The organism is Psychrobacter aestuarii, assembly GCF_904846035.1.
GTDB lineage: Bacteria > Pseudomonadota > Gammaproteobacteria > Pseudomonadales > Moraxellaceae > Psychrobacter > Psychrobacter aestuarii.
Genome location: NZ_CAJGYT010000001.1, coordinates 1752548 through 1764233, shown reverse-complemented (window position 1 = coordinate 1764233; position 11686 = coordinate 1752548). Strand labels below are relative to the sequence as shown.

Below are 11686 nucleotides of genomic sequence, written 5' to 3'. Positions count from 1 at the left end.
TAGTCATCTATACTCAACATTGTTCCACTGCTAAGATGTGAAGTAAAGGTATAGAGAATGACTCTCAAGGACAGACTTCTGTAACAAAAAAACCCCACATGCCAATATAGCAGTGGGGTTTATAGCGTATATGCCCAGTCAATAAATAATAAAGCGCTTACTGTGCCGCTGGGGTTTGACCGTCAGCATCAGCGTCCGCTTGCTCTGCGGTTAGGTCAGCATCGGCTGTCGCTGCTTGGCGTACGGTGCCTTCTGCAGTTGCTGTACCTGCTGTCGCGCTGACCACAGCATCGCCTGACTCGGCAGGTGGTGTGGTGGTGGCATCAGCAGTGGTGCTGCCTGCCGCTGGCGTCTCACCTGCACCCACTTCGGTAGGCGCAGCGTCAGTGCCCGCTTCAGCGGCATCTGTGCTGGCAGCCGCGGTATCAGCAGGCGCTTCTGCCGTGGCATCAGCCTCTGCGTCTGTCGCTTCTGCCGCAGCTGGCGCCTGCTCAATGTGCTCGCCCGCTGGACGCAGATAGCCTGACACGCCGATGAGCAATACTATAGCCAAGAATAGAGCAATGCCGCCCAGCATAAACACAAATTCTTTTTTGGGATTGTTGTTGCTGATACCTTCTGACATATCCAATTCACCTTGCACAAAAAATATTTAAAATATTTGCCATTATATCGCAAATTATACCAATTTGTTAAAACCCTTAAACATTTAAAGGAATTATTCGTCTAAAAATGCGCCTTGCCCGCACAGCGCATGGGTATCATCTCCCAACACGCGCCTGCACACCCGCGCGACGACCAAAATAGCTGAGCAATAATAACACTAAGATGAGCGCCAAAATAGGGTAATTGCCCAGCTGCATATAAGGGGTGCTGCCTGTGCGTGCCTGAATATCGCCGCGAAGTACGGTACGCGCAAACTGCGGCGCACGCTTTACAATGCGTCCTTCGTGGTCAATAATCGCGGTCACGCCTGTGTTGGTGGCACGCATAAACCAGCGACCGTTTTCAAGCGCGCGCATCTGTACCATTTGCAAATGCTGCAAAGGACCTGCTGAGGTGCCAAACCATGCATCATTTGAGATGGTCAATAAAAAGTCGGTGCCAATGGCGTTTTTGCGCGTGGTGTCAGGGTACGCCACTTCGTAACAAATCGCCGCGCCCAGCTTGTGCCCGCGCACCTCTAATGGCGCTTGGTTGTCCATGCCGCGGCTATAGCTCATGATGTCTTGACTGCCTGCCAAGTCGGGCAAAATGTCGAGCATCCCCTCAAACGGAATGTACTCACCAAAAGGCACAAGACGCTGTTTTTTATACAAGCCTTTGGCATCGGTACCGAGCGCAATCACACTGTTATAAAACGGCGGGTACTTGTCTGTTTTGGCATCAAAGGCGGCTTCGTCTTTATAAGGAATGCCCGTAATCCATGTGCTGCCCGTGGCTTTGGCTTCTTTGACCATTTCGGTGATAAAGCCCCACGCCTCCGTCTGGAACATCGGAATCGATGACTCAGGCCACAAGATGATGTCACGCCCCCACTCGCTGCGCGTCAAATCGGCATAGATTTTGAGGGTTTCTATCTGATAATCGGTCAGCCATTTTAAGTCTTGCGGAATGTTGCCTTGAATCAAGGACACCGACACGTCAGGCGTGCCTTTGGGTTTGGTCCATTGCGGCTGCACGAGCCACAGCACACTGCTGACCACTATCAAAGCGACTGAGGCAAACACATACCCTGCACGGCGGCGCGCAAGCTCGACGATACTGGCGGCAAACAGCACCGCGACAAACGATACCGCAAAGACGCCCATCACAGGTGCAAGCGAGGACAGCCAATGCTGCTCGGTAAAGGCATAACCAACAAACAGCCACGGAAAGCCTGTAAACAGCCATGTTTTTAGCCACTCTTGCAGCACCCATAGGGCAGCAAAAGACAATGGCTGCTTGCCCACCACGCGCTGAAACAACACTGCCAAAAAGCCATGAAACAGCCCCATGCCAAGTCCCATGAGCGCAATCAAAATCAGCGCAAGCCACATCGGGGTGTTGCCATAGGTGTGAATGGAGGTATAGAGCCAAAACGCACCCACGCACCACAGTCCCATGCCGTACGCTTCACCAATCAAAAAAGCGCGTTTGCCACTCATTTGCGGCAGCAGTAGCGCATAGAGTATCGCAGGGGAGACCACCGCCAGCCCCCACACTTTATACGGCGCAAGCGCCCAGACAAACAGCGCACCCGCCAACCACGCGAGCAATACACTGACCGCAAGCGGTATGCTTTTAGACTTTTTTGTGTTCAGACGCTTGGTGACGTCAACTGTGGACATGCGCATATCATACGACCCAAAATAACCAAAACCTGTGACCCCGCGCACGCATCGACCCTTGTCGCCACCTGCCCGCATTTGTGCGTTCACATGATACCAGTCTCGTCCACAAAAGGGGCAGATTTGCATACCGTAATAAAAAAAACACGATGGGATATCGTGTTTTTTTATTCATCAAGCGTTGACCTATTGGTCATTAGTCTATCGCTATATTGCTGCTCAGTTATTCATAGCTGCTGTTATCGATGCCGACCTCACTGCTGGTCTTGGTCAGCTCAAGGGTATGAATAAAGCGCCCTTCGACATCGACGACCGTAATCTGCCACTCATCAATCTGCACGCTTTCGCCTGCCAAGTCGCTGACGTAACCGAGTGCTTGCATGACGAGACCGCCCATCGTATCGACATCGGTATCGTCGAAATGACTGCCCAGCTCGTCGTTACAATCCTCAATCACGGTTGAGGCTTGGACGTGCCAGGTATTGGGCTTGGTGGGGTGTACCACGATGTTATTGATGTCACTGTCTTCATCAAAATCGTCATGCTCATCGACGATGTCGCCGACAATCTCCTCCAGCAAGTCTTCCATGGTCACCACGCCTGCAAAGTTGCCGAACTCATCGACCACAATCGCCATATGCACTTGCGTGTTTTGTAGCAAGCGCAGCAAGGTGTCTGAGCGCGCGGTTTCGCTGATATAAAGTGGCTGACGCACCAAATCACGCAGACGCTTGCTGTCGATTTTGTCCTCTTCTTTGCGCAGCATGTGCACCAAAATCGGAATCAAATCTTTGGCCAGCAAGATACCAATCACCGCGTCGTCGTCTTGGCTGTCGAACACAGGATAGCGCGAATGGGTCGTATCTAAGATGATGTCCATCACATCGTCAATGCCCGTACTTTCGTGCAGACCAATGACCTGCGGACGCGGGGTCATGATTTCGCGCACTTGGGTGGCGGGCAAATCCAGTACGCCTTCTAGCATATCTACCGTATCAGGCTCTAAGAATTGGCGCGAATCGTGCACCAAACGTACCAGTTCGTCTCGGGTTTCAGGGGCGGTCGATAGCCAGCGTTTTAAGCCGCGCATCGACCAACTACTCGGGCTTGGCGTGTCATCAGACATGGTGATGTACATTAACCTCTTTGGTTGGTAAAAAAAAGTATCACTCGTTACTGCAAGGAGCGGCAGCATTAGATGGGGTCGCCATAGGAAAAATAAAGCAGGCAACGGCGTGCGCGTGTCACCAGATTTGTCACGGTCGGCGCGGCGCCCATGGCTCTCACTTTAGCGTAAGCCTTATCGACATTCAACGACAATTTTTGCCAAATTGTATTGTCAGTGTGCCAAAAACTTTGCTATCGTCAAGCCCTATCTTTTTGCTGTCATGACTTATGCTGCCACCTGCCCTACGCCCCATCGCTCGACGCTTGCGCCGTGCGGTGACCACTGCGCCGCACCGACTGCCCACACGCTTACGCTCATGGCGGCGATTGTTGCTGCGAGTTGTGGTGGCTCTGATGCTGCTGTTGTCTTTGATATGGCTGCTGCTTTTGTTGTGGTTTCAGCTCGGCTCAGGGCAGGTTTTGACCTATGGACTTGCTGCTGTGCCCACTGCCCTGTTAGGTGTTATGGGCGCGCGGGCATGTGGCGTGCGCGTGACACCTTTGCGCCGTGTGTCGATGCGCCAGCTCATGGCGGTCTATAGCGCGGTGTGGCTGCTCGGCGCTGGCTGGTTTTTATCTATCGCGCCGATGCAAACGCGCGACTGGCAGCCTGAGGTGGGCGAGCGTTTAAGCTATACGCGCGCGGCGGACAATCCTGATATCGTGACCTTGCATAACGTGCGCAATTTTGACTGGCGCACCGAGTCGCTGGCGGAGACGCGCTGGCAGACGCGCACTGTTGATTTGTCCACACTCTCTGGCATTGATATTGTCAATTCGTACTGGATGGGACCAAAGATTGCGCATACGCTGGTGAGCTTTCGCTTTACTGACGCGCGCCCCTTGACCTTTTCGCTCGAGATTCGCAAAGAAAAGGGCGAGTCGTTTTCGGCACTGGGCGGGTTTTTTAAGCAGTATGAGCTGAGCCTGATTGCCGCAGAAGAGCGCGACATCATCTACACACGCAGCAATGTGCGCGGCGAGCAGGTGTATCTGTTCCCGCTTAGTGGGATTCACCAAAGCGAGGTGCGCGGACTGTTCGAGGCGTATCTACAAAAGGCAGATGACCTGAACCGTACGCCTGAATGGTACAACACCTTGACCAGCAACTGCACCAGCATTGTCTTTGACATGGCGCGGGTGGTCAGTGGCAATCGCTTGCCTTATGACTACCGAATTTGGGTGTCAGGCTGGCTGCCCGATTATCTGTACGAGCAGCAGCTGTTAACCCCTACATCACAAAAATGGTCGATGGACACTTGGTATCTGCGCGCGCACATCAACCCGAAAGTAACCTCACTGACCTATCAGGCGAATACCGATGCGGCCGTATTCTCCGAGCGCATCCGTCAAGGGCTGCCAACGCCGAAGCTGACGGCGACCGCCCGTGCCGCGGCGCAGCAGACGCCTTAAACCACTTGCCTGTCTGCTGCCATCAGACATCCACCCAGCTGACCAGCCGCATCTCAATCGCATCATCATCCAGACCGCGCTCTGAAATACAGCGCCCTGCAATACCGATATTCGCCGCTTTCATCCCCGCATGCGTTGTTGCCGCATCCTCGGTGATGAGCAAATGCCAGTCGGGCAGTGATTGCCCTTGGTATAAGCGTTTGTACGCACAGTGCGCAGGCAGCCACATCATCTGCGGCAAGTTGTCCATCGTCAGCTGGATACATTCAGGCACGTAATCTTGGCGCGTCTCATAATGCTGACAATGTCCTGTTGAGCAGTCCATCAGGCGGCATGCCACATCGGTGTACTCAACGATATCATCATCCTCGTCCATAAACTTGACCAAACAACACGTGCCGCAGCCATCGCACAGCGCTTCCCACTCCTCATCATTAAGTTCATTCAGCGCATAATGCTGCCAAAACTGCGGGCGTAACGCGCTGTCATCGTGCGCAATCGGCTGCGGCGCGGCATCAGGCGAATGCTGTTTTACGTCAGGTGTGCGGGAGATATCAGACAAAGTAAACCTCGTAACCGTACTAACACGGTATTAGCAATTTTTTAACGGGCGTTACAGTATTATAGCTGTTTTCGCTTGCCAGCGGCGTTAAGGTAATACGCGTGTTTGCCGCTTTCACTGAATATACACACCTAAAGACAAGCACAGCGGGGCGCGCAATTCATTAGTAAACTCTCTATAAATACTTATAAACGATAAAATAAAGGATACCATTTATGTCAATTAAAACATTTGAGCTTATCAGCACCACAGAAAATGGCGTACAGCTTATCAGTTATGTCGCTGTCCCTGAGACAGCCTCTGAAGATAAGCCTGCCTCAGGCATTTTGGTCGCACCTGAATGGTGGGGCGTGGTCGAGCATCCAAAAGCCGTCACCGAGCGCTTGGCAGAAGCAGGCTATGCGGCAGTGGCGATGGACATCTATGGTGAAGGCAAGCTGACCACTGATGCGGCGCAAGCGAATATGTGGATGCAGCAAGTATTAGAAGACCAAGATATGCTGATGGCGCGCTGTCAGCTGATTTTAAATGACTTTAGCGACCAGCTCGTGGTCAATAGCGACAAACTTGGCGCGATTGGTTTTTGCTTCGGTGGCAAAATCGTCCTAGATATGGCACGCGAAGGCATGCCGCTAAAAGCGGTCGCCACCTTCCATGGCAACCCAGCACCAAAACAACCTGCTGATAAAGACAACTTCCATGCCAAAGTCTTGGTCGCGCACGGTCGTGATGATTCCATGGTCAGCATGGACGCCATTGAAGATTTGAAAAAAGAGCTGGATGCGGCGGACGTTGATTACACCATCGATGTGTATGACAATGCCAAGCACGGCTTTACCAACCCGAACGCCGATGAGCGCGCGGCGAAAAATGACGTGGATCTCGGCTACAACGAAAACGCCGCCAAGCAAAGCTGGGAAAACATGATGGACTTTATGAAAGAAAACCTCGCGTAAGCCATCGAACAAGTGGCTTTATTAATAAAAAATGAATAAAGTCCTGATAAGTCGCCAAACCTCACCGTTTGGCGGCTTTTTTTTGTCTGTCTTTTCGGCGCTGACCTTTTTATCATCAATTGTTTGCACTTATACGTATCTTATCTTGTACTTGGGTCAAAATCGCGGCATCATCGGCTATTGAAATCAAGGGCAATGGGTGAAGGTCGTTATGCTGCATTTTTTACTGGACGTACTTGGCTGGTGGGTGTTCGTCGCCTTGCTGATTGTGACGATTGTGCTGTACGCGCGTGCCAGTCGCCGTATTACCGTACTTGAACAGCAAGTCCGCGCCCTAACGGCAGCGCAGCAACGACAGCCAACAGCGCCTACGCCCGCCCCCAAAACACAGACGACGTATCAGACGCACGCGCAAATGCAAACGCCGTCTCCTACTCCGCCGCCGTTGCCTGAGGACACCGCTACCCAAGCACCGCCGAGCCGCTACCCGCAGTTTGTGCCCATATCGCCCATGACTGTCGCCGTGCCGTTTGTTTCGGTAGCCCCCTTTTATCAAACCCTGTACGGACACATTAATCCCAGAAAAAATACCCAAACGCCTATTGATAATCAGCAAAGCACGCATACTGCTCCGCAATACGACAGCACAAATACGCCGCCCAGCAGCCCGAGCGAGCCTGATGAACGCTCGCTACCGATGGTCACGTCTTTAGCCGCTTCAGTTAAAAACTGGTTTTTCGGTGGCAATCTGGTGGTGCGCGTCGGCGTCATCGTCCTGCTCGTAGGCGTGGTACTGCTGCTGCGCTTGATTAGCGACTATATCGAGATTCCGATTAGCCTCAAGCTTGGCGCGATTGCATTTGTGGGTCTGGGTCTTGCGGGGCTGGGCTATCGCTTGACGGATAAACGCTTTACCTATGGCATCACGCTGCAAGGCGCGGGGCTTGCCATCACGTATTTGACGGTATTTTTTGCTTATTGGGTGTATCAAGTGCTGGGCAATGCGCCAAGCTTTACCCTGCTTGCACTGCTGGCGATTGCGACGACGCTGCTTGCAGTGCGCCAGAATGCCTTTCCTTTGGCGGTATTGGCATTGTCGGGCGGTTTTTTTGCGCCGTTATTGACGGGTACAGACAGTGGCAGTTTAAGCTTATTGTTTGGCTATTATTTACTGCTCAATACCGCCGTCGCACTCATGGCGCATTACCGCGCATGGAAAGTGCTGAACTTGGTCAGCGTGCTGGCGAGCTTTGGTGTGGCGTATTATTTGGGCTTGACCGAGTCTATCAGTGTCGCCGCGCAAATTAATGAACAGCGCTGGATGTTGGTGCTCCTCACGGCGCTGCACGTATTGCTGTATCTGTTCGTGGCGGTGCGCTATGCGCAGCATATCATTGCTTATAACAGCCAAACCCAAACCTATCCACAAGATACGCGCTCGCTGTTCCCCATCGATACCAGCTTGCTGTTTTCGGTGCCTGTCTTAGCCTTTGGTATCTTTGCGGTATTGCTTGAACCTATCAGTGACGGCTTGACCATAACCGCGGGGATATTGGCACTGATGTATTTGGGTGTCGGCTATGTCTTTGCCAAGAAAAGCGCGCGCTATCTGCTGATTACCGAGAGTATGCTCGCCGTGGGTGCAGGATTTTTGGCAATCATGCTGGCGCTCGCGTTAAACGCCGATTGGACCACGGCGGGCTGGTCGATTCAAGCGCTGGCGCTCGTTTGGCTTGGCGAGCGTAGCAAGCGTGGCTGGGCGGTATCTTTTGGTCTGGCACTGCATGTCTTTAGCATCTTTTGGCTGTGGTTTTGGAACATTCCCAATCGGCTATATGCAGGCGACAGCTCGCTGGTATTGGTGTGGCTGATCACCGCGTGGTTGCCACTCATCAGCGCCTTTGTCTTACGTGAGCATGCGCAGTATCAAGCGCCCAAAGACAATACACGCAGCAAAAAAACAACACTGACCCACTGGGCAAACCAAGTGCCGCTCTATGCCTTTACCCTTATAGCGACGGGCTGGAGCGTGTGGGCGACGTATTGCGCCTTTGATTTGTGGTGGTCTGTTGAGGACATGACCTTATTTGCTCTTGCGCTTATTATGCACAGTGCAGCATATTGGCTGCTGGACAGCAAAGCCCCGTGGTACGCGGCGCGCAAAGTTACGCATTTATTGTTCCTTGCTTTATATGTCCTGCTATTGACCTTGCATCCAGTCAATATCGCGCTGAATTATCCATGGTCGGATAGCAACTGGTTGCTGTTTATCGTGAGCATGCTGGCGGCAGTTGGCACGGCGCTACTGTGGCTCAAGCGCTGGTATCGGGTAGGCGAGCAGCGCACATGGGACGCGACAGGCTTACTCATCACGGTGCTGGCTGTGATTTTTTATAGCTTATTACTGCACTCCGACATGGCGACTGCCCATATCGCGCCGCCGATGCTGCTGGTGACCTTGCTCTATGGCATCCCGCTATACGGCTACTACCGCCAAATGCGCGCGCCTGCGAATGCGCGCACGCCCTCACTGATATCGCGTGCGCCTGCTTGGATGGGTCTGCCACACGCGCTCATCGGCGCGGGCAATGCGCTGCTGCCCTTTGGCTTTGTGTGGGTGATTTTTAGCAACCTTTTTGAGGATGGTAAGGTGTGGGACTTGCCCTACCTGCCTGTACTCAGCATTGTAGACATCACGATGGCGGCAATCATGGGCTGCTCGCTGCTGCTCTTAATCGTACTCAAACGCATCCGCGCCCCGCACGCCAGCCTGATTGAGCATCATCGCCTTGCATTTTTGGCATTGGCAGTGATTGGCTTTTACTGGTTGTCGAGCATCCTTGTGCGCACGCTGCACGCCTTTATTGGCACGCCGCTTTGGTTGCAGCAACATCCAAACGTGTGGCAAAGCGAACAAGTACAAACGGGGCTGACCATCTTATGGACGCTGATTGCCCTTGCCGCGACCTTTATTGCCAACCGCTACCGCCAGCGCTTGTTGTGGTTCGGCGGTATTGGACTGCTCGGCGTGGTGCTGCTCAAGCTGATGTTTATTGACTTGTCGCAGACGCAAACCTTGCTGCGTGTGGCATCCTTTATTGTCGCGGGCAGTCTGATTTTGTTAATCGGTTATCTTGCGCCCTTGCCGCCTGCGCAGACCACACCCGATACCGAAAAACGATGACCCATCGCCTCGCTATGCGTGTACGCCAAAATTGCGCCGTTATCTTTTTCGTTCTGTAGTAAACTGACCCCTATGATAAAAGACGGCATCTCGCCCGTCTTTTACGCCCCATAGCAATCAAAAGGTGATATAAGCAGATGGACAAGAGAGCAAGCATTCAATGGTTCCCTGGGCACATGAACAAAGCCCGCAACGAAATCAAAGAAATCATGCCACAGATGGACGTCATCATCGAGGTGATTGACGCGCGCATTCCGTACAGCAGCGAAAACCCCATGGTCGCTGCCCTATGCGGTGAAAAACCCGTCATCAAAATCCTTAACAAAGCCGACCTTGCCGATCCTGAGCTGACGCAAACTTGGATGGCGCATCTTGAGCAGCAAAACCAAGTCAAAGCCATCGCCTGCGACACCAATAAAGCGGCGGACGTACAGCGCATCTTGCAGCTGTGCAAAAATCTCGTGCCCAACAAAGTCGGCACAGGTCGCCAAATCAAAGCCATGATTATGGGCATTCCCAACGTCGGCAAATCGACCCTCATCAACACCTTAGCAGGGCGCGCGGTCGCCAAAACGGGCGATGAGCCTGCGGTCACCAAGTCGCAGCAGCTCATCAAACTCGATGACGACATCATGCTTTATGACACCCCAGGAATGCTGTGGCCCAAGGTTGAAAACGAAAACTCAGGCTACCGCCTTGCGGCAACGGGCGGCATCCGTGACACCGCCTTTGATTTTGCCGATGTCGCCAGCTACACCGCCGAGTACCTGCTACACGCCTACCCTGAGCTGCTCAAAAGCCGCTATAAAATTGAAACGCTGCCAAAAACCGACTGGGAGTTTTTTGAAGTCGCGGGGCGCAATCGCGGCTGCGTGCGCTCGGGCAATCAGGTCGACACCTACCGCATGTCGGAGATTCTTATCAACGAGCTGCGTAGCGGTACGCTTGGGCGCATCACGCTTGAAACCCCTGAAATGATGGACGCCGAAGAAATCATCGTCGCCGAGCAGCGCATCGCCGCTGAAGAAAAGAAAAAGGCGCGTGAAGAAGAAAAGCGCTTACGCCGTTTAAAAACGAGAAAGAATCGGAAATAACGTATTAGAATCTATAGGTAATGATGAACACCTCTACTCCCTCGGCAAAAACCATCCAAATCTACCTGCCCACAGGCAATCCTCGTGGGCTGCGTGTCGCTGAAATGACCACACGTACCGTGCGCGTGATTGAAGTACCGCGTATTCATATTGCAGATTTTTTAAATATGCCTGATGCCAAGCAAGTAGGCTTATACTTTTTAATCGGTGATACAGACAGCACGGACAAGCCCTTGCTTTACATCGGGCAAACGGGCGATCTAACGCAGCGCCTAAAGAACCATAACAATGACAAAGATTTTTGGACACGGGTCTTTGTCATGCTCTCCACCAACAACACCATGACCCAAACCCACGCGCTGTATATGGAGCATAAAGCCATTCACATAGCCACAGAAGTGGCGCGCTATGACTTGCAAAATGGTAATACTGGTAGTAAGCCCTATACGCCTGCGCCACTGCAAGCGGACTGTGAAGAGCTGTTTCATACCTTAGACATTTTATTGTCTACGCTTGGACAACCTATCTTTGAATCCATTGGCATTCATACCCCCAGCACCATAGTAGATACAAGAGCGCCGCAAAATCCACAGCAGCCCGCTTTGCCAGAAATCGCATCCGCAGTAATTGCTGATCCGCAGCCCATGCTTTTTTACTTTAAAACCAAAGAGGCTACTGCTAAAGGATATTATGACGATGATGGTTTTGTAGTTCTTGCAGGCTCATATGTGTTAAAAAGAAATACTCCTTCAATAACGAAAATCACTCTTCAGATAAGGGATAATTTACTTAAGAACGGAATATTAAGAGAGGTGGATGATAATGTTTATGAGTTAATGGAGTCCTATTTGTTTAAAACCCCAAGTGAAGGCAGCCAGTTGGTAGCAGGATGCTCTAACAATGGCTGGATTGTATGGAAAAATGCTGCTGGACAAACCCTAAGCGACATTTACCGCTAGTAAATCGTGTGCGCCGTCACC

The 11686-nt window shown here is 52.2% G+C and carries 9 protein-coding genes; 5 read left to right on the top strand and 4 right to left on the bottom strand.

From position 1 onward, the window contains the following. Positions 1–157: 157 nt before the first annotated feature. From JMW05_RS07465 to JMW05_RS07455, 3 genes are all read right to left on the bottom strand, one after another. Entirely contained in the window at positions 158–625 is a 468-nt protein-coding gene (locus JMW05_RS07465) for a hypothetical protein (RefSeq protein WP_201504690.1), read from the bottom strand. A 136-nt stretch (positions 626–761) separates the two neighbouring features. Further along, on the bottom strand, positions 762–2336 hold the full coding sequence (gene lnt, locus JMW05_RS07460; protein WP_201504689.1) for an apolipoprotein N-acyltransferase: 1575 nt from the start codon (positions 2334–2336) through the stop codon (positions 762–764). Positions 2337–2553: 217 nt separating this feature from the next. After that, complete coding sequence (locus tag JMW05_RS07455; protein WP_201505566.1) at positions 2554–3456, bottom strand: CBS domain-containing protein; 903 nt, start codon at positions 3454–3456, stop codon at positions 2554–2556. 269 nt (positions 3457–3725) lie between these two features. On the opposite strand from JMW05_RS07455, the gene JMW05_RS07450 reads away from it, so the two are divergent. After that, positions 3726–4910 (top strand): Lnb N-terminal periplasmic domain-containing protein, encoded by a 1185-nt coding sequence (locus JMW05_RS07450; protein WP_201504688.1) that lies wholly within the window; start codon positions 3726–3728, stop codon positions 4908–4910. 22 nt (positions 4911–4932) lie between these two features. Here JMW05_RS07450 and JMW05_RS07445 read toward each other — a convergent pair whose 3' ends face one another. Continuing rightward, positions 4933–5409, bottom strand: coding sequence for a YcgN family cysteine cluster protein (locus JMW05_RS07445; protein WP_201505565.1), 477 nt, complete (start codon positions 5407–5409; stop codon positions 4933–4935). Between the two features lie 278 nt (positions 5410–5687). Here JMW05_RS07445 and JMW05_RS07440 point away from each other — a divergent pair, with 278 nt between their 5' ends. From JMW05_RS07440 to JMW05_RS07425, 4 genes are all read left to right on the top strand, one after another. Continuing rightward, complete coding sequence (locus tag JMW05_RS07440) at positions 5688–6428, top strand: dienelactone hydrolase family protein (protein WP_201504687.1); 741 nt, start codon at positions 5688–5690, stop codon at positions 6426–6428. Between the two features lie 211 nt (positions 6429–6639). After that, complete coding sequence (locus JMW05_RS07435) at positions 6640–9612, top strand: DUF2339 domain-containing protein (RefSeq protein ID WP_201504686.1); 2973 nt, start codon at positions 6640–6642, stop codon at positions 9610–9612. 137 nt (positions 9613–9749) lie between these two features. Next, a complete protein-coding gene (gene ylqF, locus JMW05_RS07430; RefSeq protein ID WP_201504685.1) occupies positions 9750–10706 on the top strand; it encodes a ribosome biogenesis GTPase YlqF in 957 nt (318 codons plus the stop codon). 104 nt (positions 10707–10810) lie between these two features. Beyond that, positions 10811–11665 (top strand): GIY-YIG nuclease family protein, encoded by an 855-nt coding sequence (locus tag JMW05_RS07425; RefSeq protein WP_201504684.1) that lies wholly within the window; start codon positions 10811–10813, stop codon positions 11663–11665. The last annotated feature ends 21 nt before the right edge of the window (positions 11666–11686 follow it).

Bases quoted from the DNA above. Each gene is read 5' to 3' on its own strand.
- JMW05_RS07455 (WP_201505566.1), bottom strand. From the start codon at position 3,456: ATGTCTGATGACACGCCAAGCCCGAGTAGTTGGTCGATGCGCGGCTTA.
- JMW05_RS07440 (WP_201504687.1), top strand. From the start codon at position 5,688: ATGTCAATTAAAACATTTGAGCTTATCAGCACCACAGAAAATGGCGTA.
- JMW05_RS07425 (WP_201504684.1), top strand. From the start codon at position 10,811: ATGACCACACGTACCGTGCGCGTGATTGAAGTACCGCGTATTCATATT.
- JMW05_RS07435 (WP_201504686.1), top strand. From the start codon at position 6,640: ATGCTGCATTTTTTACTGGACGTACTTGGCTGGTGGGTGTTCGTCGCC.
- JMW05_RS07465 (WP_201504690.1), bottom strand. From the start codon at position 625: ATGTCAGAAGGTATCAGCAACAACAATCCCAAAAAAGAATTTGTGTTT.
- ylqF (WP_201504685.1), top strand. From the start codon at position 9,750: ATGGACAAGAGAGCAAGCATTCAATGGTTCCCTGGGCACATGAACAAA.
- JMW05_RS07450 (WP_201504688.1), top strand. From the start codon at position 3,726: ATGCTGCCACCTGCCCTACGCCCCATCGCTCGACGCTTGCGCCGTGCG.
- lnt (WP_201504689.1), bottom strand. From the start codon at position 2,336: ATGCGCATGTCCACAGTTGACGTCACCAAGCGTCTGAACACAAAAAAG.